The 22534-nt window shown below is 74.9% G+C and carries 21 protein-coding genes and 2 pseudogenes; 13 read left to right on the top strand and 10 right to left on the bottom strand.

Annotation, left to right across the window (positions count from 1 at the left end; genetic code table 11):
- Positions 1 to 40 precede the first annotated feature (40 nt).
- Positions 41 to 1039: a LacI family DNA-binding transcriptional regulator gene (locus tag OG946_RS30555; protein WP_326799187.1), complete on the bottom strand. Its 999-nt coding sequence runs from the start codon at positions 1037 to 1039 to the stop codon at positions 41 to 43.
- A gap of 138 nt (positions 1040 to 1177) precedes the next feature.
- Between OG946_RS30555 and OG946_RS30560 the strand changes: the two genes are divergently transcribed.
- The 6 genes and pseudogenes from OG946_RS30560 (at position 1178) to OG946_RS36245 (ending at position 5215) form a co-directional block, all read left to right on the top strand.
- Positions 1178 to 1930, top strand: coding sequence for a sugar phosphate isomerase/epimerase family protein (locus OG946_RS30560; RefSeq protein WP_326799188.1), 753 nt, complete (start codon positions 1178 to 1180; stop codon positions 1928 to 1930).
- The gene (locus OG946_RS30565) at positions 1927 to 3036 is read left to right on the top strand and encodes a Gfo/Idh/MocA family protein (protein ID WP_326799189.1); all 1110 of its coding nucleotides are present in this window, start codon (positions 1927 to 1929) and stop codon (positions 3034 to 3036) included. The genes OG946_RS30560 and OG946_RS30565 overlap by 4 nt, the downstream gene beginning before the upstream one ends.
- A gap of 33 nt (positions 3037 to 3069) precedes the next feature.
- On the top strand, positions 3070 to 3486 hold the full coding sequence (locus OG946_RS30570; RefSeq protein WP_326799190.1) for an FAD-dependent oxidoreductase: 417 nt from the start codon (positions 3070 to 3072) through the stop codon (positions 3484 to 3486).
- Between the two features lie 44 nt (positions 3487 to 3530).
- A complete protein-coding gene (locus tag OG946_RS30575; RefSeq protein WP_326799191.1) occupies positions 3531 to 4754 on the top strand; it encodes an RNA-guided endonuclease InsQ/TnpB family protein in 1224 nt (407 codons plus the stop codon).
- 4 nt (positions 4755 to 4758) lie between these two features.
- A pseudogene (locus tag OG946_RS30580) lies at positions 4759 to 5013 on the top strand (FAD-dependent oxidoreductase); the annotation flags it as partial.
- An 82-nt stretch (positions 5014 to 5095) separates the two neighbouring features.
- Positions 5096 to 5215, top strand: a complete 120-nt coding sequence (locus OG946_RS36245) for a golvesin C-terminal-like domain-containing protein (RefSeq protein ID WP_442814525.1) — start codon at positions 5096 to 5098, stop codon at positions 5213 to 5215.
- A gap of 28 nt (positions 5216 to 5243) precedes the next feature.
- On the opposite strand, the gene OG946_RS30585 is transcribed toward OG946_RS36245, so the two are convergent.
- Both OG946_RS30585 and OG946_RS30590 read right to left on the bottom strand, forming a co-directional pair.
- The gene (locus OG946_RS30585; RefSeq protein ID WP_326799192.1) at positions 5244 to 6182 is read right to left on the bottom strand and encodes a LysR family transcriptional regulator; all 939 of its coding nucleotides are present in this window, start codon (positions 6180 to 6182) and stop codon (positions 5244 to 5246) included.
- 21 nt (positions 6183 to 6203) lie between these two features.
- Complete coding sequence (locus OG946_RS30590; RefSeq protein WP_326799193.1) at positions 6204 to 6689, bottom strand: Lrp/AsnC family transcriptional regulator; 486 nt, start codon at positions 6687 to 6689, stop codon at positions 6204 to 6206.
- Positions 6690 to 6805: 116 nt separating this feature from the next.
- Between OG946_RS30590 and OG946_RS30595 the strand changes: the two genes are divergently transcribed.
- Entirely contained in the window at positions 6806 to 7717 is a 912-nt protein-coding gene (locus OG946_RS30595; protein WP_326799194.1) for an EamA family transporter, read from the top strand.
- Positions 7718 to 7823: 106 nt separating this feature from the next.
- Here the strand turns inward: OG946_RS30595 and OG946_RS30600 are convergent, their stop codons facing one another.
- From OG946_RS30600 to OG946_RS30610, 3 genes and pseudogenes are all read right to left on the bottom strand, one after another.
- Positions 7824 to 8603, bottom strand: coding sequence for a hypothetical protein (locus OG946_RS30600; protein ID WP_326799195.1), 780 nt, complete (start codon positions 8601 to 8603; stop codon positions 7824 to 7826).
- A 190-nt stretch (positions 8604 to 8793) separates the two neighbouring features.
- Positions 8794 to 8973, bottom strand: a pseudogene (locus OG946_RS30605) (PucR family transcriptional regulator); the annotation flags it as partial.
- Positions 8974 to 9021: 48 nt separating this feature from the next.
- Positions 9022 to 10830, bottom strand: a complete 1809-nt coding sequence (locus tag OG946_RS30610; protein ID WP_326799196.1) for a PucR family transcriptional regulator — start codon at positions 10828 to 10830, stop codon at positions 9022 to 9024.
- Between the two features lie 256 nt (positions 10831 to 11086).
- Between OG946_RS30610 and OG946_RS30615 the strand changes: the two genes are divergently transcribed.
- The 5 genes from OG946_RS30615 to OG946_RS30635 all read left to right on the top strand — a co-directional run bounded on the left by OG946_RS30615 (position 11087) and on the right by OG946_RS30635 (position 17671).
- A complete protein-coding gene (locus tag OG946_RS30615; protein ID WP_326799197.1) occupies positions 11087 to 11986 on the top strand; it encodes an FAD binding domain-containing protein in 900 nt (299 codons plus the stop codon).
- A complete protein-coding gene (locus tag OG946_RS30620) occupies positions 11986 to 12465 on the top strand; it encodes a (2Fe-2S)-binding protein (protein WP_326799198.1) in 480 nt (159 codons plus the stop codon). The genes OG946_RS30615 and OG946_RS30620 overlap by 1 nt, the downstream gene beginning before the upstream one ends.
- Complete coding sequence (pucD, locus tag OG946_RS30625; protein WP_326799199.1) at positions 12465 to 14855, top strand: xanthine dehydrogenase subunit D; 2391 nt, start codon at positions 12465 to 12467, stop codon at positions 14853 to 14855. The genes OG946_RS30620 and pucD overlap by 1 nt, the downstream gene beginning before the upstream one ends.
- A gap of 149 nt (positions 14856 to 15004) precedes the next feature.
- The gene (locus OG946_RS30630; protein WP_326799200.1) at positions 15005 to 16468 is read left to right on the top strand and encodes an NCS2 family permease; all 1464 of its coding nucleotides are present in this window, start codon (positions 15005 to 15007) and stop codon (positions 16466 to 16468) included.
- Positions 16469 to 16498: 30 nt separating this feature from the next.
- Entirely contained in the window at positions 16499 to 17671 is a 1173-nt protein-coding gene (locus OG946_RS30635) for an XdhC family protein (RefSeq protein ID WP_326799201.1), read from the top strand.
- A 79-nt stretch (positions 17672 to 17750) separates the two neighbouring features.
- Here OG946_RS30635 and OG946_RS30640 read toward each other — a convergent pair whose 3' ends face one another.
- The 3 genes from OG946_RS30640 to OG946_RS30650 form a co-directional block, all read right to left on the bottom strand.
- The gene (locus OG946_RS30640; RefSeq protein ID WP_326799202.1) at positions 17751 to 18752 is read right to left on the bottom strand and encodes an endonuclease/exonuclease/phosphatase family protein; all 1002 of its coding nucleotides are present in this window, start codon (positions 18750 to 18752) and stop codon (positions 17751 to 17753) included.
- A 501-nt stretch (positions 18753 to 19253) separates the two neighbouring features.
- Positions 19254 to 19550, bottom strand: coding sequence for an SAV_915 family protein (locus OG946_RS30645; protein ID WP_442814526.1), 297 nt, complete (start codon positions 19548 to 19550; stop codon positions 19254 to 19256).
- A 289-nt stretch (positions 19551 to 19839) separates the two neighbouring features.
- Positions 19840 to 21006 (bottom strand): class I SAM-dependent methyltransferase, encoded by a 1167-nt coding sequence (locus tag OG946_RS30650; protein WP_326799204.1) that lies wholly within the window; start codon positions 21004 to 21006, stop codon positions 19840 to 19842.
- Between the two features lie 241 nt (positions 21007 to 21247).
- Here OG946_RS30650 and OG946_RS30655 point away from each other — a divergent pair, with 241 nt between their 5' ends.
- Entirely contained in the window at positions 21248 to 21598 is a 351-nt protein-coding gene (locus tag OG946_RS30655) for a VOC family protein (RefSeq protein WP_326799205.1), read from the top strand.
- A gap of 22 nt (positions 21599 to 21620) precedes the next feature.
- On the opposite strand, the gene OG946_RS30660 is transcribed toward OG946_RS30655, so the two are convergent.
- On the bottom strand, positions 21621 to 22475 hold the full coding sequence (locus OG946_RS30660; protein ID WP_326799206.1) for a helix-turn-helix transcriptional regulator: 855 nt from the start codon (positions 22473 to 22475) through the stop codon (positions 21621 to 21623).
- Between the last annotated feature and the right edge of the window lie 59 nt (positions 22476 to 22534).

Here is a 22534-nt window from a genome sequence, read left to right on the forward strand (position 1 = left end):
AACGTATCCGGCGGCGGACGCGGGGACGTGCGCTCCGGGCTCAGCGGCCCGGCGGCGGGCCGGTGGAGGCGCGTACCGTCAGCGTCGTCGCCAGCTCCACCTGCTCGGGCTGCGCCGCACCGCCCTCGCCGTGCAGCCGGAGCATCCGGAACGCGGTGGCCGCCATCGCCTCCAGCGGCTGGGCGACGGTGGTCAGCGGCGGTGCCGCCCAGGCGGCGACCGGGGTGTCGTCGAAGCCGGTGACGCTCATGTCCGCCGGCGCCCGCAACCTCCGTTCCGCCAGGGCCTGGAGCACGCCGAACGCCTGCCCGTCGTTCGCCGCGACCACCGCGGTGGGCGGCTCGGGGAGGTCGAGCAGCGCCAGCGCCCCGGCGCGGCCGTCGGGCGCGAAGAAGTCGGCGTTGCGGATCAGCTCCTCCTCGACCGGCAGCCCTGCCTCCAGCAGCGCGGCGCGGTAGCCGTCGAAGCGGGCGCGGGCGGACCAGATCGTCAGCGGCCCCGTGAGGGTGGCGATGCGGCGGTGGCCCAGCTCGATGAGGTGGCGGGTTGCGGCGAGGCCGCCCTGCCAGTTCGTACAGCCCACGGAGCGTACGCCCGCGCCCGGTTCCGCCGGCGGGTCGATGGTGACCAGCGGGATGCGCTTGGCCGCCAGCCGCGCGCGGGTCTCCGGCGCCGGTACCTGGTGGACGAGCAGGACGCCGTCGCTGCCGCGCGCCATGATGCGCTCCAGGGTGTGGCGCAGGATGTCGGCGCTGTCGGGCACGCTGTCGATGACGATCCGGCAGTCGGCCTCGGCGCCGGCCTCGACCGCGCCGGTGACGAGTGCGTCCGCCCACGGGCTGTTGAGGCTGCCGATGACGAGGTCGACGACGCCGGCGCCGCGGGACGGCCGGTAGCCGTGGTCGGCGAGGAGCCTCGCGATGCGCTCGCGGGTGGCGGGGGCGACGTCGGTGCGGGCGTGCAGGACCTTGGAGACGGTCGACACCGAGACGCCGGCGCGGGCGGCGATGTCGCTGAGGGTGGCCTGTTCGGGCGGCATGGCGGAGTCCTTTTCGAAAACTTCGGCCAGCCTGACCGCCGACTTCCGACGCTGTCAAGGGTGTTGACGGGGCTCTGCCCGGCTTCTAGCGTCAACTGGCGAGCGAAAAATTGTCGAAAACGATCGCCGGAGGAGACCATGAGCCCGTCCCTGGGCGTGCAGCTCTACACCGTTCGCGACGAGATCGCCGCCGACCGCCCCGGCACGTTCGCCGCCCTTGCCGGCTTCGGCTACCGCCAGGTCGAGTGCTACGACGTGCTGACCGACCCCGAGGCCCTCCGCGCCGACCTGGACACCGCGGGCCTCACGGCCGGCTCCGTACACGCGCACCTGCTCGCCGGGCCCGAGCAGGCCGACGCCGCCTTCCGGGGCGCGCGCACGGTCGGCGCCGACACCGTCTTCGTGCCGTATCTGCCGCCGGAGCGCTTCGCCGACGCCGAGGGGGTAGGTGCCGTGGCCGGCGAACTGGCCGAGGCCGCGAAGCGCGCCGCCGGGTACGGCCTCGCGCTCGGCTACCACAACCACGAGTTCGAGCTGTCCCAGCACGTCGGCGGCGTCCCCGCGCTGGAGGTGCTGGCCGACCTGCTCGCCGGGCTCGACGCCCCGGTGCAGTTCGAGGTGGACACGTACTGGGCGGCGGTCGGCGGCCAGGACGTGCCCGCGCTGCTCGGCCGCCTCGGCGAGCGCGTCACGCACCTGCACATCAAGGACGGGCCCGTCACCAAGGACGACCCGATGACCGCCGTCGGCGCCGGCCGGATGCCCGTCGAGGCCGTGCTGGCCGCCGGCGCGGGCGCCCGCCGGCACATCGTCGAACTCGACGCCTGCGCCACCGACATGCTCACCGCCGTCCGCGAGAGCCTCGAATGGCTGGAGGGGAAGCGCCGATGACCGCAGGAGAGCCCCTGGGCGTCGCCGTCGTCGGCTGCGGCACGATCAGCGACCAGTACCTGACGAACCTCACCGCCTTCCCCGACCTGCGCGTGCTGTTCTGCGCCGACCTCGACGCCGAGCGCGCCGCCGCGCAGGCCGCCGCCTACGGCGTACCGGCGCACGGGAGCGCTCGGGACGCCCTCGCCCACCCCGGCGTCGAGCTGGTCGTCAACCTCACCCTCCCCGCCGCCCACCACGACGTGGCCGCGGCGGCGATCGACGCCGGCAAGCACGTGTGGAACGAGAAGCCGCTGACCCTGGACCCCGTCTCCGGCGCCGAGTTGGTCACCCGGGCCGCCGGGGCCGGCGTGCGGCTCGGCTGCGCCCCGGACACGTTCCTCGGGGCCGGGCTGCAGACGGCGCGCCGGCTCGTCGACGACGGGGCGATAGGGGTGCCGCTGAGCGGTCTGGCGCTGATGCAGACCCCGGGCCCGGAGTCGTGGCACCCCAGCCCCGAGTTCTACTTCCTGCGGGGCGGCGGGCCGCTGTTCGACATGGGCCCGTACTACCTGACCTGTCTGGCCACGCTCTTCGGCCCGGCCGAGCGGGTCGCGGCGGTGGCCCGCACAGCGCGCGAGACCCGGGTGATCGGCTCCGGGCCGAAGGCGGGCGCCGAGTTCCCGGTCGAGGTGCCCACGCATGTCGCGGCGCTCCTCGACTACGCCGCGGGCCAGACCGCCTCGCTGGTGGTCAGCTTCGACTCCCCGCTGAACCGGCAGGGGTTCGTGGAGATCACCGGCACCGAGGCCACCCTCGCGCTGCCCGACCCCAACCGCTTCGACTGCTCCCTGCGGCTGCGCCCCGCGGGCTCGGCGGAGTGGACGGAGATCGAGGCGGCGGGCGCGACGGCGGGGCGCGGCATGGGCGTGCTCGACATGGCCAGGGCGCTGGCCGCGGGCGAGCCGCACCGCGCCTCGGGCGAGCTGGCGCAGCACGTGCTGGAGACCATGGCGGCGGTCGAGAAGTCGGCGCGGGACGGGGAGTTCGTGCCCGTCGCGGGCGCCGGCTTCGCCGTGCCGGCGGCGCTGCCGGCCGACTGGGATCCGGGCGTACGGATGCGTTGACGTCCCTCCGGGGCGCGGGCACACTCCGGAACCATGGCAGAGAAAGCGCTTTCTCGACGTGGTTTGCTGGCCGCGGGCGGCGCGGGTCTCGCGCTGCCCGCCCTGGGCCCGATGGCGTACGCCGGGGGCCGCGGCCCCGTCCGGGCCGACCTGGTGGTCTACGGCGGCACCTCGGCCGGGGTGATCGCCGCCGTGCAGATGCGCCGGATGGGCGGCACGGCCGTGGTGCTGGAGCCCACCCGGCACATCGGCGGCCTCACCACCAGCGGCCTCGGCGCCACCGACACCGGCAACACCTCCGCCATCGGCGGCCTGGCCCTGGAGTTCTACCGCCGGGTGTGCCGGCCGCATGATCTCCCTCCACACGCACAGGTGATCGTCCGTGAACGAGCTGGCCCGCGGAGACCCAGTTCACATGCGTCGCAAATGGGCAGGTCCGGCCAGTTCTGATCTCCTGCATTTCCCGCGTGGTCAACGTATGTACGGTGGCTTTCATGCGCCTTCGGTACCGTTTTCGCCTGTACCCGGATCACGCCCAACGCGGCGCGTTGGCACGGGCGTTCGGGTGCGCCCGCGTCGTGTTCAACGACGCTGTGCGCGCCCGCGAGGACGCCAGGGCGGCGGGACGTCCGTTCCCGAAGGACGGGGAGCTGTCCACGCGCCTGATCACCCGGGCAAAGCAGACCGAGGCCCGCTCCTGGCTGGGCGAGGTCTCCGCGGTCGTGCTCCAGCAGTCCCTGCGCGATGCCGAGACGGCCTACAAGAACTTCTTCGCCTCCCTCAGGGGCGAGCGCAGGGGGCGCAGACTGGGGGCGCCGAGGTTCAAGTCCCGCAAGGATGCCCGGCAGTCGATCCGGTTCACCGCCAACGCCCGCTGGTCGATCACCGGCAGCGGACGGCTGAACCTGCCGAAGATCGGGGCTGTGAAGGTGAAGTGGTCGCGCACCTTGCCCGCCACCCCCACCTCCGTCACCGTGATCAAGGACGCGGCCGGGAGATACTTCGCCTCCTTCGTCATCGACACGGGCCCGGCCGCGGACGCAGCCCGGATGTCCGGCAGCGACCACAGCGTGGGAATCGACCTGGGGCTGACGCACTTCGCGATCCTCGATGACGGCACGAAGATCGACTCCCCGCGGTTCTTGCGCCGCGCGGAGAAGAAGGTGAAGAAGGCCCAGCGGGAGATGTCCCGCAAGCAGAAGGGATCCAAGAACCGGGAGAAGGCCCGTCTCAAGGTCGCCCGCGCGCACGCCCGAGTCGCCGACGCGCGCCGTGAATTTCACCACCAGCTCTCCACAAGGCTGATCCGCGAGAACCAAGCCATCGGCGTGGAGGACCTGGCGGTGAACGGACTGGCACGCACCAGACTGGCCAAGAGTGTTCACGATGCGGGCTGGTCGCAGTTCGTGGCCATGCTCGCCTACAAAGCCGAACGGTACGGGCGCACCCTGATCAAGATTGGCCGGTTCGTGCCGGCCAGTCGGACCTGCTCGTACTGTGATCATGTGGACGGGCTCAAACCCCTCCACATTCGGGAATGGACCTGCCCCGCCTGCGGAGTTCTTCTTGACCGGGACGTCAACTCCGCACGCAACGTGAAAAAGGCCGCCGGACTGGCGGCATCAGCCTGTGGAGCGCCGATAAGACCAGAACCCGTTCTGGCACAGCGCAACGAAGCAGGAAGCCACGGACTCCCTCCCGAAGCTTGTGCCGCCTAGCGGCATGGGCTTCGGGAGGGAGGGCCAGAATGCCTGGGCCTCAGCCCGAGGAGCAAGTCAAACCTTCGAACCGCACGTTGCCTCCGAGGTCTTCGCGGACCTGCTCGCCGAGCACGACATTCCCGTGGTCCTCGGCGCCCGGCTCCGCTCCGTCGACCGCCGCGGCGGCCCCATCCGCCGCCTCGTTACCGACGACGGCCGCGCGTACGGCGGCCGGATGTTCGTGGACGCGACGTACGAGGGCGACCTGATGACCCGCGCCGGCATCGACTTCACCACCGGAGACCGGCGGCACCACGACGTACACCGTCGACCAGCGCTCGGGCGGCGGGAAGTGGGTGGTGCTGGGGCGGCACACGTTCGCCGCGGGGGCGGCGGGGAGCGTGCGGATACGCAACGACGCCACCGACGGCTACGTGGTCGCGGACGCGGTCCGCTTCACGCCGGCCGGACAGCAGTAGCCACCCGGCGCGGGCGGCGTTCAGGCGGTCAGCGGGACCACGCCGGGGCCCAGGTTCCGGTGGGGTCCGCGGCTGTGTGCCGCGGGCCGCGGGCGGCGGCGTAGTCGCGCAGCAGGGCCAGGCCGGGGTGCGCGTTGTCGGTCTGCCAGTGCAGCAGGTGCGGGTAGACGGGGGTCGGGTCGAGCAGGGGGATGCGGCACAGGTCGTAGTCGACGGGCCAGACGAGCGGGGTCCGCTCGCTGAGGAAGGTGCCCACCGTGGCGGATTCGGCGATGGTGTCGAGCAGGCTCTCGACGCCGAAGTCGGGGCCCACCGCGTCGATGACGAAGCCGAACTCCGCGGCCATGTCCTCGTAGTACGCGGCCCACTCGGTGCCCGGCGCGTTGCCCGGCATCCAGATCCGGTGCCCGGCGAGCTGCGCGGGGCTGACGGAGCGGGCCCCGGCGAACTCGTGCGCCGGGCCGGTGACGAGCTGCACCGGCTCGTACATCGCGTACCCGACCGCGATGCCGGCGGGCAGCTTCCGGCCGGGCGGCGGCAGGGTGCGGAAGGTCGCGTCGATCGTGCCGTCGCGTACCGCGTCGACGGCGGGGCCGCCGCCGTAGACCGTGACGACGTCCAGCTCCACCTCGGGGTGCGCGCGGTGGAAGTCGCGCAGCAGCCCTGCGGTGGCGACCCGGCGCCCGACCACGTCCACGCGCAGCGCCCGGCTCCCGGGCCGTACGGAGGCCGCGGCCCGCTCCGCGGCCTGGAGCAGCGCGCGGGCGTGGGGCAGGAACGCCTGGCCGTCGATGGTGAGCTTCGCGCCGCGCGCGGTGCGGGTGAACAGCCGCACCCCGAGGCCCTTCTCCAGCCCGGCGATGCGCTTGGAGACGGCCTGCTGGGTGAGCATCAGCTCAGCCGCCGCCTCCTGGAACTGGCCGGTGTCGGCGGCGGCGACGAAGGTGCGTACGGCATCGAGGTCCACGCCCGGCAACCCTAGCCGCAGCTACGGAACCCGCCCCCGCGCCCCGGCGCCGCCGTCGCTCTCCTCCGCGTACGCGCCGAGCCCCGGCGTCCGCGGCGGTACCGCCGTGGACTGGACGATCGAGGTCGTCGTCTGCCCGTGCAGCAGGAAGCGGTCGAGCACCTCCTCGAAGGTGTCGAGGTCCGTCGCGTGCACCTTGAGCAGGAAGCAGTCCTCGCCGGTGATCCGGTGGCACTCGCTGACCTGCGGCAGGCTCCGCGCGAGCGCCGCGATCCGCGGCAACTGCCCCGGCCCGGGACGGACCCGGACGAACGCCGCCACCGGGTAGCCCAGGGCGGCCGGGTCGACGTCCAGGCGGTAGCCGCGGATCACCCGGGACTCCTCCAGCCGCCGCACCCGCTCGCGGGCGGTGGGCACCGAGACGCCGGTGCGCCGGGCCAGCTCGGCCATGGACAGCCGGGGGTCGGCGTCGAGTTCGGTCAGGATCGAGCGGTCGAGTGCGTCCACCGTTTCACCTTGGCACGGGAGGCGCCCGTTTCGTACCCCGGAGCGGAAAGCGATCCGCCGCCGGGCTTTCCGGTTCGCCATGGCCCGCGGAGGCGTGCCGTTGCGACGATTCCCCCGTGGCCGACTCCCTGCCCCGCAGCCCCGCCGCCGCCTCCGGCGGCCGGCTCGCCCTGGCCGCCGAGCGGGTGCCGCCGCCGGCGTTCCTCGTTTCCTCCGCGGTCTTCCACTACCTCGGCCCGGCGTGCGCCGTCCTGCTCTTCGCCCGCCTCGACGTCCTCGGCGTCGCCTGGCTGCGGATCGCCTCGGCGGCCCTGGTCTTCGCCGTCTGGCGGCGGCCGTGGCGCGACTGGCGGGCGGCGACGCCGTACCAGCGGCGGCTGCTGATGGCGATGGGCGCCGTGCTCGCCACCATGAACTGCACGTTCTATCTGGCCCTTGAGCGGCTGCCGCTGGGGACGGTCGGGGCGGTGGAGTTCCTGGGGCCCGTGGTGCTGGCCGCGGCGGGGGTGAGGACCCGGCGGAACGTCGCCGCGCTGGCGCTGGTCCTCGCGGGTGTCGCGCTGCTGACCGACGTGCACCTGGTCGCGGAACCGCTCGGGCTCGCGCTGGCGTTCGGCAACTGCGCGCTGTTCGTGCTCTACGTCGTCCTCGGCCACCGGCTCGCGGCCGACGGCGGCGCGTCCGGGGTGGGGCGGCTCGGCGCGGCGATGCTGGTGGCGGCGGTGGTCGCGGCGCCGGCGGGGCTCGCGCAGGGCGCGGCGGCCGTGACGTCGCCGGTGCTGCTGGCGGCGGCGTTCGGGGTGGGGGTGTGCTCGTCGGTGATCCCGTACGTGTGCGACCAGCTCGCCATGGCGCGGGTGCCGCGGGCGACGTTCGCGCTGATGCTGTCGCTGCTGCCGGCGACGGCGGCGCTCATGGGCGTGGCCGTCCTCGGCCAGGTGCCGGGCGCGGCGGAGGCGGCGGGCATCGCGCTGGTCGTCGCCGGCGTCGCGGTGCACCGGGAGCGGGACGCGGCGGCGCGCGCGTAGCCGCGGGTACGGGCGGTGAAGACGGCCGGAAATGGACTGTCTTTACGGCCGAACACCCCTTCGCCACGCGTCGGCCCGGCCGCTCGCCGGGACCCCGCGGGCCGCGTCACTCCACCGCCGCCACCCGCCGGGGCTCCTCGCCCAACTGCTCCGCCAGCCACGACGGCACCCCGTCCAGCAGCCGCACGAGCCGCGTCGCCTCCGCCCGCAGCCGCCCCGCCTCCGGCTCCGACTCCACGTCGGCCAGCGCCATCAGCGCCGGCGCCGTGCCGATCAGGTAGCCCACCTCCTCGCGCAGCCGCAGCGACTCGCGGAAGCCGTGCCGCGCCTCCGCGAGGTCGCCGGCGTCGGCCGCGAGCGAGGCCAGGTGGCGCCAGGTGAACGAGCACAGCAGCAGGTCGCCCTGCTCCACCGCGCCCGCGTGGGCGCGGCGGAACGCCGCCAGCGCCGCCGTCGCGTTCTTCGTCAGGTGCTGGGCGACGAGACCGCGCCGGAAGTCGAGCATCGGCCGGTACGGCGACGCCGGCGCCAGCAGCGCCGCGGCGCGGCCGAGCGCCGCGCGGGCCTCGTCGGAGCGGTCGCGCTCCTGGAACAGCGTCGAGGCGTACGCGAGATAGCCCCGCTCGCACGCCGTGACGCCGCGGTTCTCCCCGTCGATCGACAGCGCCTCCGCGTTGCGCACCGCGTCCTCTGCGCGCTCCCAGCCGGCGGCCGTGAACATGCACTGCTCGACCAGCAGCGCCGCGCGCTGCCGCGCCGCCTCGGCGTCGGTCCCGGCGGCGTCGTCGAGGAGCGCCGCGGCGTCGTCCCAGCAGCCGCGCGAGCGCAGCCGCCAGATCGCCCGCTCCAGCGGATCCTCCGACATCACCGATTCCGACCGTGCCATGGCGGTATCCGCCACTTTTGCCTCCCCAACGCGCCGTCGAGCCAAGGAACAACAAGAATCAACGCAGCCCAGTGTGAGTCGAATCTCAGCACGAAGTCTGCCCTGGGCCAAGGGCCTGCGTGAACGACTTCACAAGATCTTGGCCAACGTATTGCCCGCAACACGGGAACGACGCGCGCGAACGCACGGCGCGGACGCAATCGTTCAGTGCGTGGAGCCGCAGCACGTGCGGGGCCGGCTCCTCGTGGCCCGCGGCGGACGCGCTGCCCGGCCTGGCGGCGGCGACCCGGCGGGTGTGCCGGGGCCTCCTCCGGGTGCCGCGCGGCCCCTGCGGGGAGTGCACGGCGGCGCTGACGCCTCGCGTGCGCCGGCGCCTTCGGACGTAGCGCCGGCGGGCGGGAATCGCGGACGGCGGCGGTCAGCGCATGCGGAGGGCGAGGAAGAAGTCGAGTTTGTCCTCCAGCCGGGCCAGGTCCCGGCCGGTGAGCTGCTCGATCCGGCCCACCCGGTAGCGCAGCGTGTTGACGTGCAGGTGGAGGCGGGCCGCGCAGCGGGTCCAGGAGCCGTCGCAGTCGAGGAACGCCTCCAGGGTCGTCACCAGCTCCGCCCGGTGGCGGTGGTCGTACGCGCGCAGCGGGTCCAGCAGCCGGGCGGTGAACGCGCGGCGTACGTCGTCGGGGACGAAGGGCAGCAGCAGCACGTGCGAGGCCAGCTCCTCGTGGCCCGCGGCGCACACGCTGCCCGGCCGGGCGGCGGCGACCCGGCGCGCGTGCCGGGCCTCCTCCAGGGCGCCGCGCAGCCCCTCCGAGGAGTGCACCGCGGCGCTGATGCCGAGCGTGAGCCGGCCGTCGTCGGCCAGCGCGCGGGCCAGCGGCTCCCGTACGGCGGCGAGCAGCGCCGCGGCGCGGAGCCCGGCGGCGCCGGCCACCCCGCCGCCCACCGCGCCGGGGCCGCCGGAGCGCCCGCGGCCGGTCCCGGTACCCTCGGCGGCGCCCTTGCGGGCCCGCCCGCCCGCCGTGCCGGGGTCCGCGCCGCCCGCCTCCGGCGCCCCGTCCGCCGCCCGCGCCGGGACCGCGGGCAGCGGCACCAGCGCCACCGCCTCGTCGCCGGTGTGCGCGACCGCGATCCGCTCGGCCGGGTCCCGGTCCCCGCCGGCGAGCATCTCCTCCAGCATCGCCTGGGCCACGGGACCGCCCGCGATCCCCGGCTGCCCGTACGGAACCTCCCACTCCACCCGCGCTACCACCACCTGCCACTGCGGCGCCGCCCCGGTCCCCGGCAGCAGCACGGGCACCGCCACCCGCAGCCGGGCCGCGATCTCCGCGGGCTGCGCACCGGCCTGCACCAGCTCCAGCACCTCCTGCGCCAGGCGCCGCCGCACCGACCGCGCGGCGTCGCGCCGCTCCCGCTCCATGGCGATCAACTGCGTGACGCCGTGCACCAGGTCCAGCCGCTCCGGCGGCCACTCCCCGGCGTCCGCCTCCACCGCCAGCAGCCAGTCCGAGAGCACCGTCTCGCGCAGGTCCCGCCCCCCGCCGACGGGGAAGAGCGAGTACGTCACGCTTCCGCCCGCCACCGGCAGCGTCACCCGGTGCGGCCCCGGCCGGCCGCCGCGCAGCGCCCCGAGGTGCTCGCCGGCCAACTGCGCCCGCAGCTGCGCCGGCAGCCGCCCCCCGGCCGCACCGGCCGCGGTGCCGGCGATCTGCCGGCCGGTGGGGGAGAGCACCCACGCACGCAGGTCCAGATCGGAGCCGAGCAGGTCGAGCACCACCTCGGGGCCGCCGCCCGCGGGCCCGGACGACATCAGCCGGCGGTGCCGCTCGACCACGGCCGCCAGATCGCCGGCCCGCTCACCGGAGACCTGCCGTACGACGTGCTCGGTGATGGTGGCGAACGCGACGTCCTCGTCCACCGCGAAGAGCGGCAGCCGGTGCCGCGCGCACGCGCGCACCAGGTCCTCCGGCACCCCCGCGCCCGACAGCTCCGCCTCGCCGGCCGCGAGCCCGGCGACGCCGGCCGCGGCCAGGATCCGTACGAAGGGCTCCGAGTCCTGCGGCCCGTGCCGCCAGGCGAGCCCGGTGAGGACCAGCTCGCCGCCCGACAGATAGCGGCTCGGGTCCGTCAGGTCGGTGGTCATCACGCCCCGCACCGTGCGGTCCAGCTCGTCCGCGCCGCCGAGAAGCCGCAGGCCCAGCGCCTCGGAGTCCAGGAGTGCCCGCAGCCTCATGCGCGTCCCCTTGCTGTCGGTCGTGCGTCGGCCCCCGCCCGTGCGCGCGGGTCGCCGGGCGGTCGTCGTGGGATGTCCCGCAGGGGAAGGATGCCCCGGACTTCGTTCGAATCTACAAGAACCGGGTTCTGGCCTGCCCCTTGCTTCATGTTTTCCGTGACTGCACCCGGACGGCGGCGTTTCTGTGTACTTGGGCCACGTTCCGTCAACAGGTCAAGCACGTACCCGCTCTTTCGAGGGAAAGCCGAGAGGATCCATGGACTTCCTGCGCCCCGCAAGCTGGGCGGAAGCGCTCGCCGCCAAGGCCGAGCACCCGGAGGCCGTACCGATCGCGGGCGGCACGGACCTCATGGTCGAGATCAACTTCGACCACCGCCGCCCGGAGTACCTGCTCGACCTCAACCGCATCGGCGAGTTGCAGGAGTGGGAGACGGGCGCCGGCACCGTGCGGCTCGGGGCCTCCGTCCCGTACGCGCGCATCGTGGCGGAGCTGGGCGGGGCGCTGCCGGGTCTGGCGCGGGCGGCGCACACCGTGGCGTCCCCGCAGATCCGCAACCGCGGCGGCGTCGGCGGCAACCTCGGCACCGCCTCCCCGGCCGGCGACGCGCACCCGGCGCTGCTGGCCGCGGGCGCCGAGGTGGAGGCGGAGTCCGTACGCGGCAGCAGGCGGATCCCCATCGACGAGTTCTTCACCGGCGTCAAGCGCAACGCGCTCGCGCCCGACGAGCTGATCAAGTGGGTGCACGTCAAGAAGGCCACCGGGCCGCAGGAGTTCTCCAAGGTCGGCACCCGCAACGCCATGGTGATCGCCGTGTGCGCTTTCGGCATCGCGCTGCACCCCGACACCCGCACGGTCCGTACCGGCATCGGCTCGGCCGCGCCGACGCCCGTGCGCGCCACAGCCGCCGAGGAGTTCCTGAACGCGGCCCTGGCCGAGGGCGGCCACTGGGACAGCGGCCGGGCCCTGCCCCCGGCGCTCGCCCGGCAGTTCGCCGAGCTGGCGGCGTGCGCCTGCAACCCCATCGACGACGTGCGCGGCAGCGCGCGCTACCGCCGGCACGCGGTCGGCGTCATGGCGCGCCGCACCCTCGGCTGGACCTGGGAGTCGTACCGCCGGGGCGCGGCGGGCGCCACCCGAGCGGAAGGAGCCGCGTGATGCGGGTGAGGTTCACCGTCAACGGCCGCGAGCAGCAGGCCGACGACGTCTGGGAGGGCGAGAGCCTGCTGTACGTGCTGCGCGAGCGGATGGGTCTGCCGGGCTCGAAGAACGCCTGCGAGCAGGGGGAGTGCGGCTCCTGCACGGTACGGCTCGACGGCGTGCCGGTGTGCGCCTGCCTGGTCGCCGCCGGGCAGGCCGAGGGCCGCGAGGTCGTCACGGTCGAAGGGCTGGCGGGGGACGGTCTCTCCGCGGTCCAGCAGGCGTTCGTCGACGCCGGTGCCGTGCAGTGCGGCTTCTGCACCCCGGGTCTGCTGGTCGCCGCGGACGACCTCCTGGAGCGCTGCCCCTGGCCGATGGCGCCGTCGGACGCCGACATCCGCGAGGCCCTGTCGGGCAACCTGTGCCGCTGCACCGGCTACGAGAAGATCCTCGACGCGGTCCGGCTCGCCGCCGCCCGCCGGGGCGAGGGGGCCTGATGTCCGACGTCACCCGCATCCCGACGAGCCTCACCCAGGGTTCGCAGACCGCCGGCGGCATCGGGGAGTCCGAGCTGCGCCCCGACGGCACGCTGAAGGTCACCGGGGAGTTCGCGTACTCCTCCGACCTGTGGCACGAGGACATGATCTGGGGCCACACGCTGCGCTCGCCGTACGCGCACGCCGAGATCGTCGCCGTCGACACCTCCGCCGCCCTCGCCCAGGCCGGGGTCTACGCCGTGCTCACGTACGACGACCTGCCCGCCGCGCAGAAGAACTACGGCCTGGAGATCGCCGACACCCCCGCGCTCGCCGCCGGCCGGGTGCGCCACCACGGCGAGCCGGTCGCGCTGGTCGCCGCCGACCACCCCGAGACCGCCCGCCGGGCGGCGGCGAAGATCCGGGTCGAGTGGCGGGAGTTGCCGCTGGTCACCGACGAGGAGTCCGCGCTCGCCCCCGGCGCGCCGGTGCTGCACCCCGACCGCACCGACGACCACGCGCGGCACGTACCGCACCCGAACATCGTCCACCGCCAGCCGATCGTCCGCGGCGACGCCGCCGCGGCCGCCCGCAGGGCGGACCACATCGTCACCGGCGAGTACGAGTTCGGCATGCAGGACCAGGCGTTCCTCGGCCCGGAGTCGGGCCTCGCGGTACCCGCGGAGGACGGCGGCGTCGACCTGTACGTCGCCACCCAGTGGCTGCACGCCGACCGGCGGCAGATCGCGCCGGTCCTCGGGCTGCCGGAGGAGAAGGTGCGCATGACGCTCTCCGGCGTCGGCGGCGCCTTCGGCGGGCGCGAGGACCTGTCGATGCAGATCCACGCCTGCCTGCTGGCGCTGCGCACCGGCAAGCCGGTCAAGATGGTCTACGACCGCTTCGAGTCCTTCTTCGGCCACGTGCACCGCCACCCGGCCAGGATCCGCTACGAGCACGGCGTCACCGCCGAAGGACGGATCACCCACGCCCGCTGCCGCATCGTCCTCGACGGCGGCGCGTACGCCTCCTCCACCCCGGCCGTCGTCGGCAACGCGGCGTCGCTGTCCATGGGCCCGTACGTCGTCGAGGACGTCGAGATCGAGGCGGTCGGGCTCTACACCAACAACCCGCCCTGCGGCGCGATGCGCGGCTTCGGCGCCGTCCAGGCGTGCTTCGCGTACGAGGCGCAGATGGACCGGCTCGCCGCGGCGGTCGGCATGGACCCGGTGGCGTTCCGGAAGGTGAACGCCATGTCGCAGGGCTCGCGGCTGCCGACAGGGCAGCAGGTCGACTCCCCGGCGCCGGTCGCGGAGATCCTGCGTCGCGTGCAGGCCAGGCCGCTGCCGCCGGAGCGGCAGTGGGAGAGCGCCGGCGGCGCCGCGGACGTACGGGCGCTGCCCGGCGGGCTGTCCAACACCACCCACGGCGAGGGTGTCGTACGCGGCGTCGGCTACGCGGTCGGCATCAAGAACGTGGGCTTCTCCGAGGGCTTCGACGACTTCTCCACCGCCCGGGTGCGGCTGGAGGCCGTCGGCGGCGAGCCGGTGGTCACCGTGCACACCGCGGCGGCCGAGGTCGGCCAGGGCGGCATCACCGTGCAGGCGCAGATCGCCCGCACCGAACTGGGCGTCGCCCGGGTGGTCATCGCCCCCGCCGATACCCGGGTCGGCTCCGCCGGCTCCACCTCCGCCTCCCGGCAGACGTACATGACGGGCGGCGCGGTGCGGAACGCCTGCGCGGCGGTGCGCGAGCAGGTCCTCGCCCTCGGCCGGCGCAAGCTCGGCACGTACCACCCCGCGTGGGCGACGGCCGAACTGCTGCTGGAGGGCGGCAAGGTCGTCACGGACGGCGGCGAGGTCCTCGCCGGCCTGGCGGACGTGCTCGACGGCGAGCCGCCCGTGGACGTCGAACTGCCCTTCAGGCACCGGCCCACCGAGCCCTTCGACATCGAGACGGGACAGGGCTTCGGCCACGTCCAGTACTCCTTCGCCGCGCACCGTGCGGTCGTCGAGGTCGACACCGAACTCGGCCTGGTCAAGGTCGTCGAGCTGGCCTGCGCCCAGGACGTCGGCAAGGCGCTCAACCCGCTGTCCGTCGTCGGGCAGATCCAGGGCGGCACCACGCAGGGCCTGGGCGTGGCGGTGATGGAGGAGATCGTGGTCGACCCGGCGACCGGGCGGGTGCGCAACCCCTCGTTCACCGACTACCTGATCCCGACCATCCTCGACACCCCGGCCATCCCCGTCGACGTACTCGAACTGGCCGACCCGCACGCGCCGTACGGGCTGCGGGGCGTCGGCGAGGCGTCCACGCTCTCGGCGACCCCGGCGGTGCTCGCCGCCATCCGCCAGGCCACAGGACTGGCCCTGACCAAGGCCCCCGTACGGCCGGAGCATCTCACCGGCACCTGAACCGCACCTGAACCCACCTGAAGCCCACCTGAAACGGCACCACCGCACCAGCAGTTCCGCCTTCGCCTCGGGCCGTCCCCCGGGTCGTGCAGCACCACCCATCCCAAATCCCGCGATCGCGGGTGCCCCTGTGAACCTTGGGAGAACGCATGACCCAGTCCTCCGTCGACCGGCGCGCGGAAGCGCCGTCCTGCCCACCCGGCACCGCCCCCTCCGGCCGCACCTCGTGGCTCGACCGCTACTTCGGGATATCCCGGCGCGGCTCCACGGTCGCGCGCGAGGTGCGCGGCGGGCTCACCACCTTCATGGCGATGGCCTACATCCTGCTGCTCAACCCGCTGATCCTGGGCGGCGAGGACGCGGCGGGCAACGTGCTCGCCCCGTCAGGACTGATCACCGCCACCGCGCTGGCCGCCGCGGTCACCACGCTGCTGCTGGGCTTCTTCGGCAAGGTGCCGCTGGCCGCGGCCGCCGGGCTCAGCGTCTCGGGCGTGCTCGCCAGCCAGGTCGCGCCGCAGATGACGTGGCCGCAGGCGATGGGCATGTGCGTCGCGTACGGCGTCGTGATCATGCTGCTGGCCGTCACCGGGCTGCGCGAGATGATCATGAACGCGATCCCGCTGGCCCTCAAGCACGCCATCACCATGGGCATCGGCATGTTCGTCGCGCTGATCGGCCTGGTGAACGCCGGCTTCGTGCAGGCCGGTGAGGCGAAGATCGTCACCCTCGGCGTGAACGACCAGCTCCGCGGCTGGCCCGTGCTCGTCTTCTGCCTCACCCTGCTGCTGATCTTCATGCTCCAGGCGCGCAACGTGCCCGGCGCCATCCTCATCGGCATCGTCGCCGGCACGGTCGCCGCGGTCGTCGTCAACGCGGTCGCGGACCTCAAGCCGGAGGCGTGGGCGAACGGCCGGGCGCCGGAACTGCCGGCCGGCGGGGTCACGTCCACGCCGGACTTCACTCTCCTCGGCGAGGTGTCCTTCCGCGGCTGGGGCGACGTCGGCGTGATGACCGTCGGCATGATCGTCTTCACGCTGGTGCTGGCCGGGTTCTTCGACGCGATGGCCACCATCATCGGCGTCGGTACGGAGGCGAAGCTCACCGACGAGAAGGGCCGGATGCCGGGGCTGTCGCGGGCGCTGTTCATCGACGGCGCCGGCGGTGCGGTCGGCGGCGCCGCGGGGGCCTCCGGGCAGACGGTGTTCGTGGAGTCCGCGACCGGCGTCGGCGAGGGTGCCCGCACCGGGCTTTCGAGCGTCGTCGTCGGGCTGCTGTTCGCGCTGGGGCTGCTGTTCACCCCGCTGGCGCAGATCGTGCCCGGCAACGTGGCCGCCGCGGCGCTGGTCGTCATCGGCGCCATGATGACGGCGAACGCGCGGCACGTGGACTGGGCCGACCGGGGTGTGGCCGTGCCGGTGTTCCTGACGGTCGTGCTGATGCCGTTCACGTACTCCATCACGGCGGGCGTCGCCGCCGGCGTCATCTCGTACACGGCGATCAGGGCCGCCCAGGGCAAGTGGCGCGAGCCCGGCCCCTTCATGTGGGTGCTGACGGCCGTGTTCGTCGTCTTCTTCGCGCTGCATCCGATCGAGCAGTGGATGGGTGTCAAATAGGACCAGCGGCCTTGTGAGGAGCTGATCAGCATGCTGGACATCGCTGCCGACCTCGCCCGGTGGTGCGCGGAGGGCCGTCCCTTCGCCGTCGCCACCGTCGTGGGCACCAGCGGCTCCGCGCCGCGCGGCCCGGGCGCCGCGCTGGCGGTGGACGCCGGGGGCACGGCGGTCGGCAGCGTGTCCGGCGGCTGCGTCGAGGGCGCGGTGTACGAGCTGTGCCGGGAGGTCCTCGAAACCGGCGAGGTGGTCCTGGAGACCTTCGGCTACTCCGACCAGGACGCCTTCGCGGTGGGGCTCACCTGCGGCGGGGAGATCGACATCCTCGTCACGCCGGTCACGGCCGGCGGCGTGCTCCGTAGGGCGGTGACCGCCGCCGCGGAGGGCGAGACCGCGGCGGTCGCGCGGGTCGTCGGCGGCCCGGCCGCGCTGGTCGGGCAGGCGCTGCTGGTACGCCCCGACGGTACGTACGACGGCCGCTTCGCGGGCCCGCTGTCCGGCCTGCCCGACTGGGACGGCGCCGCGCTGGAGCGCACCGCCGCCGCCGAGGCCGCCGCGCTGCTCGACGCGGGGCGTACGGACACGGTGTCGGTCGGCGCGGCGGGGGCGCGCTGCGGGGAGCCGGTGACGCTGCTGGTGGAGGTGAGCGTGCCGGCGCCGCGGATGGTGGTCTTCGGCGCGATCGACTTCGCGCACGCGCTGGTCCGCATCGGCAAGTTCCTCGGCTACCACGTCACCCTCTGCGACGCCCGCCCCGTCTTCGCCACGGCCCGCCGGTTCCCGGAGGCCGACGAGGTGGCGGTGCGCTGGCCGCACGAGTACCTGGCGGACGCGCTGGCCGCGGGGGAGCTGGACGGGCGCACGGTGCTGTGCGTGCTCACGCACGACCCCAAGTTCGACGTGCCGCTGCTGACCGCCGCGCTGCGGCTGCCCGTGGCGTACGTCGGCGCGATGGGCTCGCGCCGCACGCACCTGGACCGCAACCGGCGGCTGCGCGAGGCGGGCGTCACCGACCTCGAACTCGCCCGCCTGCGCTCGCCGATCGGCCTCGACCTAGGCGCCCGCTCGCCCGAGGAGGTCGCGGTCTCCATCGCCGGGGAGATCGTCGCGGCCCGCAGGGGCGGCACGGGGGTGCCGCTGACGGGCGCGCACACCCCGATCCACCGGGAGCGGGGGGCGGCGGGCCGGATCGGTGACGTGGCCTGAGACGTCTCAGCCCGCCGGGGTCCTGGCCGTGACGTAGCCGCACTCGACGGCCTCGTCCTGCCCGTCGGCCGGCCACGGCTCAGCGCAACTGCAGCTCCACGAGCACCGCGCGGTGGTCGGTCCCGGCCAGCTCGGGGAACTCGATCCCGGCGGGGCTCAGCCGGTCGCTCACCAGCACGTGGTCGATCTGGGCGCCGAAGAGGGGCGTCGCCGACGCCGGCCAGGTGGGGGTGCGCGAGCGGCCGAGCAGCATGGCGCTGTCCCGCAGGCCGGTGTCGAGGATGTCGCGGAACGCCGCGTGGTCCTGCGAGGAGTTGAAGTCGCCGCCGAAGACCGTGGGCACCTCTCCGCGCGCCGCGGCGGCGTCCCGCAGGCGCCCCAGCTCGGTGCGCCAGACGTCCATGGACCCGGGCGTCGGCGGCATCGGGTGCACGACCTGGAGCCGTACCCGCTCGCCCGCGACGCGCGCGGTGGCCGCGGGCATCGACAGCGTGCCGGGCACGCCGGGCTCCTCGGTCAGCGGGTACCTGCTGAGGATGGCGGAGCCCTCGGCGGGATCGCCGCCGTCGATGACCCGGTACGGGTACGCGGCCCGCAGCGCCGGACCGCGCAGGGCCTCGACGCAGCGGCTGTCGCACTCCTGGACCAGGACGATATCCGGTTCGTACGCGCGCAGCGCGGTGCGCAGGGCGGGGGTGGCGTCGCCGAACCTGAGGTTGGCGGAGAGCAGCCGGAACTCCTCCCTGGGCGGAGAGGAGGGCGGCTCCGCGGCGGATTCGTAGGGCCGTACGAACCAGGCGGTCCCGGCGACCACGACGAGCGCCCACACGACACCGGCCCGGCTGCGGGCGAGCCCCATCAGCAGCAGCCCGATGCCGCCGGGCACGAACAGCCAGGGCAGAAAGGCGGCGAGCTGCGGCAGCGGAGTCGGGCCGTCGCCTCCGGCGACGCGGAATCCGAGAACCCCGGAGACGAGCAGCAGGGGCAGCCCCCCGGCGAGGACAAGGGCGAGTCGCAGGCGCGAGGAGCGCTGGGCGGCGCCCTCGGCGCCGTGCTGCTGAGCAGAATCCTCAGCCCCCATCGTGCCCCGTGGCCCAGGGCCGGGCGCGTTCCCGGCGTGGCCGGCGCTTCCGCTGTCCGTCCGTGCGGAGCCGGGGACCGTGTCCACGCCCGGAGCACCTACGGATCCCGCGCGGCCGTTGTGCTGTGAGGGCCCTTGCGCGGTCCCGTTCTTCGGTGAGTCCGGCCGGTCCGCGGCACCGGCCGGGTCGCTCGCGTCAGCGGCGCTTGCCGCGCCCGCGCGGCCGCCGCGCTTCGCCGGGTCCCGCGCCTTCCCGCCGCCGGCGTTCTCGCGCTGTCCGTCGAGCGTCCCCACCGTGTCCCCTGTCGTCGCCTCCGGCCCTCGATCTTCCCTCAGCCGGTCCCGCGGTGCCCGCGCGGTCCCCGGGGAGTGGGGCGGCCTCACGACCCGACTGCCGGACAGGTCCCGCCGCCGTGGGTAGCGGAAGGGGTGAAGGAGACGCCGGGCCCCGGGCAGCCGCCGGAGCTGCGGACCGTCCAGGCGCGCGGGCGGCGACGCCCGTCAGTGGGTCGCCGGCTGCTGCGGCGTCGGGGCGGCCGGCGGCGCGGGGCGCTGCTGGGGGCGAGGCTCGCCCTGTGCCCGGGGCGGGGTGAAGTGGGCGTACGGCCGGCGGGCGGTGAGCAGGGGGTCGACGGTGATCCGTTCGGCGCCCAGCGGTGCGGTCAGCGCGCGTAGCGCCGGCTCCCCGAGGCGTACCCACTTCTGCTCGGGACCGAGCGCGCGCACCAGCGCGGCCTGGCTCGTGAACGCCACCGCCGTGCGCGTGCCCAGCGGCGTACGGAACATCCGCAGCCGCATCCCGCTCCTTCCGTGCTCCACGGGAACGTACAACTGAGGTCGGCGTCGGGGAGCGAGGGCGGGTCCGGAGGTGTCCACACTCTGACGGTACGGGGCCCTGCCCCCGCTGGCACCCGTGTTCCGCGATGCGAGACCACCCCAGGGGAACCTCCCGGAACAACCGCCGGTCAGAGGCGTCGCGACGGCGGTGCGGCGGGAGGCGCCGTGCCCACATGCCGGACAACCTCCGCGCGCGGCCGCCCGTTCGCGCCCCGCCGCACCCCCTCACTCCCCCCTCAGTCGGCCCTTCTCATTCCGCCACCGTCAGCCGCCACAGCGACGTCACCTCCGCCGCCCGCGCCGCGTGCAGCGGGTCCGACGGGTCGGCCGCCTTGCGGTGCCGGGGGCGGGTGTCGTGGCGGGCCGCCACCCGGAGCCCCGCCGCCTCGATCGCCGCGAGCAGCTCCCCGCGGCCGCGCAGCCCCAGGTGCTCGGCCAGGTCGGAGAGCACCAGCCAGCCCTCGCCGCCCGGCTCCAGATGCGCCGCGAGACCCGCGAGGAAGCCGTGCAGCATGCCCCCGCCCGGGTCGTAGACGGCGTGCTCCAGCGCGGAGGTCGGCTTGGCGGGCAGCCACGGCGGGTTGCAGACGACCAGCGGCGCGCGCCCCGGCGGGAACAGGTTCCCCTCCACCACCTCGACCTGGTCGGCCAGGCCCAGCCGGTCGACGTTGTCGCGGGCGCAGGCCAGCGCGCGCGGGTCGGTGTCGGTGGCGACGACCCGCTCCACCCCCCGGCGCGCCAGCACCGCCGCGAGCACCCCGGTCCCGGTGCCCACGTCGAACGCCAGCGACTTCGCCGGCAAAGGGGCCTCGGCCACCAGGTCGACGTACTCGCCGCGCACCGGCGAGAACACCCCGTAGTGCGGGTGCACCCGGGCGCCCAGCGCCGGTATGTCCACGCCCTTGCGGCGCCACTCGTGAGCCCCCACCGCGCCGAGCAGTTCGCGCAGCGCCACCGCGCCCGGCTCGGTCACCGGCCCGTACGCCTCGGTCGCCGCCTCGCTCACGTCGGGCGCCCGGCGCAGCGGCACGGCCGGGCCCCGCGGACCGGGTTCGAGCGGGACCAGCAGCATGCCGAGGACCCGCGCCCGGTGGCCCTGGGCCTGCCGGTGCCGGTGGAAGGCGTCCGCCGGGCCGGTCGCCCGGCCGCCCGCCGGTGCGGCCGGCCGCCGGCCGCGGCGGGTGGCGCGACGGTCGATGCGGCGGCCAAGGGCGGCGAGGAGCTGGCGCCCGCCGTGGTAGTCGCCCTGCCACAGCACGGCCGTGCCCTCGCACACCAGCCTGTACGCGATGTCGGCGCACATCCGGTCGTCCGCGGGCACCACGCGCCGCGGCGGCGGGGTGCCGCCCGCGGCGTACCAGCGGGCGGTCTGCGCGCGCCCGTCCGCGATCCAGCTCAGGATGGGGTGATCGGCCACGGGTCCATTTTCCCGCCTCGCCGCCGCGACGTCGCCCTCGGGGAGGCACGTGCTGCCATGCGCCCCTGACGCACACGGGCCGCCGCCCCCGTACGGCGGTGCGCGGTATGCCCGGACGCGTGCGCCCCCGACGCCCGTCCGGCGCCCCCGACCGCCCACCGGACGCTCCCCCCGGCGCGCGGACGCTTCAGGGCAGCGGCCTGGCCCGGCGCTGTCACCGCCGGCGGGTAGCCTCCGCGGCATGAGCATCAGGAGGGTCGTACCCGACATCAAGACCGAGTCCTTCGAGGCCAGCCGCGCGTTCTACGAGCGTCTCGGCTTCGAGGAGGTGATGAACCTGGGGTGGGTGATGGCGCTCGCCGCGCCCGGCAACCCCACCGCGCAGTTGATCTTCATGGAGCGGGACGCCTCCGCGCCCGTGGAGCCGGACATGAGCATCGAGGTCGCGGACGTCGACGCGGCGCACGAGGCGATGCGCGCCGCGGGCGCCGAGATCGTGCACCCGCTGACCGACGAGGAGTGGGGCGTGCGGCGGTTCTTCGTCCGCGACCCCAACGGTCAGGTGGTGAACGTCGTCGCGCACCGGGAGTGACCTGCCCGCGAGACCTCGGGGGCTACGGCAGCAGCCCCGACCGGCGGGCGGCCGTGACCGCCTCCAGCCGGGTGTGCGCCCCGAGCTTGCGCATCGCCGAGCGCAGGTAGCTCTTCACCGTCTCGGGCCGCAGCCCCAGCCGTTCGCCCGCCGCCGCGTTCGTCGCGCCCGTCGCGACGCACGCCAGCACGTCCAGCTCCCGCGGCGCCAGCACCGTCCGGTCGGGCCCGGCGCCGGCGGGCGGGGCGACGGTGACGGCCGCCGAGGCCAGCCGGTCGCAGAGCGCCAGCAGTTCCGCGCGCAGCTCCTCGTCGGCTATACGCGGCGCCAGCGTGCGCAGGTCGCGGTGCGCGGTGCGGACGTTCTCCCAGGCGGCGGGGTCCGCCGCCCGCTGCGCGGTGGGCGTGGCGACGGCGAGGAGCCGACGGGCCTCGTCGCGTACGGCGAGGGTCTGCTCCAGGTGGCGGGCCGTCTCCACCGCCGCGGTCAGCGACCGGTCGCCCAGCGGCAGCGAGTCGCGCAGTGCGCCGTAGAGCACGGCCCGCACCCGGCTGCGTACGACGACGGGCACGGCCAGCACCGAGCGCAGGCCCTCGGCGCCCACCGGGCCGTCGTACTCGTGGCTGATGGCGCGGGAGGTGGTGTAGTCGGTCACCGCGCAGGGGCGGGAGAAGGCGATGGCCTTGCCGCCGAGCCCGTTGCCCGTGGCCACCCCGAGCCCCTGGAGGGACAGCGTCACCGTCCCGCTCAGCTCGCTGATCCGCAGCTTGCGCCCGCCGTCCGTGAGCAGCCCGCCGAAGGCGACGGGCACGCCGCCGAACCGGCGCAGCCGGGCCAGCGCGCCGCGCACCTCCGCTGCGTCCGCGGTCTCCGGCATGTCGCTCGCTCCCTGGTGCTGACGGGGGATCGCCGGCGTGGCCGGCGGCAGGGCACCCC

This window comes from Streptomyces sp. NBC_01808, assembly GCF_035917395.1.
In the GTDB taxonomy this organism is placed as follows: domain Bacteria; phylum Actinomycetota; class Actinomycetes; order Streptomycetales; family Streptomycetaceae; genus Streptomyces.

What these genes read in the sequence shown, in the direction of transcription:
- OG946_RS30575 (WP_326799191.1), top strand. Translation starts at nt 3,531, where the DNA reads ATGCGCCTTCGGTACCGTTTTCGCCTGTACCCGGATCACGCCCAACGC.
- pucD (WP_326799199.1), top strand. Translation starts at nt 12,465, where the DNA reads ATGTCCGACGTCACCCGCATCCCGACGAGCCTCACCCAGGGTTCGCAG.
- OG946_RS30600 (WP_326799195.1), bottom strand. Translation starts at nt 8,603, where the DNA reads ATGGCACGGTCGGAATCGGTGATGTCGGAGGATCCGCTGGAGCGGGCG.
- OG946_RS30640 (WP_326799202.1), bottom strand. Translation starts at nt 18,752, where the DNA reads ATGGGGGCTGAGGATTCTGCTCAGCAGCACGGCGCCGAGGGCGCCGCC.
- OG946_RS30570 (WP_326799190.1), top strand. Translation starts at nt 3,070, where the DNA reads ATGGCAGAGAAAGCGCTTTCTCGACGTGGTTTGCTGGCCGCGGGCGGC.
- OG946_RS30630 (WP_326799200.1), top strand. Translation starts at nt 15,005, where the DNA reads ATGACCCAGTCCTCCGTCGACCGGCGCGCGGAAGCGCCGTCCTGCCCA.
- OG946_RS30615 (WP_326799197.1), top strand. Translation starts at nt 11,087, where the DNA reads ATGGACTTCCTGCGCCCCGCAAGCTGGGCGGAAGCGCTCGCCGCCAAG.
- OG946_RS30645 (WP_442814526.1), bottom strand. Translation starts at nt 19,550, where the DNA reads ATGCGGCTGCGGATGTTCCGTACGCCGCTGGGCACGCGCACGGCGGTG.
- OG946_RS30565 (WP_326799189.1), top strand. Translation starts at nt 1,927, where the DNA reads ATGACCGCAGGAGAGCCCCTGGGCGTCGCCGTCGTCGGCTGCGGCACG.
- OG946_RS30620 (WP_326799198.1), top strand. Translation starts at nt 11,986, where the DNA reads ATGCGGGTGAGGTTCACCGTCAACGGCCGCGAGCAGCAGGCCGACGAC.
- OG946_RS30655 (WP_326799205.1), top strand. Translation starts at nt 21,248, where the DNA reads ATGAGCATCAGGAGGGTCGTACCCGACATCAAGACCGAGTCCTTCGAG.
- OG946_RS30660 (WP_326799206.1), bottom strand. Translation starts at nt 22,475, where the DNA reads ATGCCGGAGACCGCGGACGCAGCGGAGGTGCGCGGCGCGCTGGCCCGG.
- OG946_RS30560 (WP_326799188.1), top strand. Translation starts at nt 1,178, where the DNA reads ATGAGCCCGTCCCTGGGCGTGCAGCTCTACACCGTTCGCGACGAGATC.
- OG946_RS30555 (WP_326799187.1), bottom strand. Translation starts at nt 1,039, where the DNA reads ATGCCGCCCGAACAGGCCACCCTCAGCGACATCGCCGCCCGCGCCGGC.
- OG946_RS30610 (WP_326799196.1), bottom strand. Translation starts at nt 10,830, where the DNA reads ATGAGGCTGCGGGCACTCCTGGACTCCGAGGCGCTGGGCCTGCGGCTT.
- OG946_RS30635 (WP_326799201.1), top strand. Translation starts at nt 16,499, where the DNA reads ATGCTGGACATCGCTGCCGACCTCGCCCGGTGGTGCGCGGAGGGCCGT.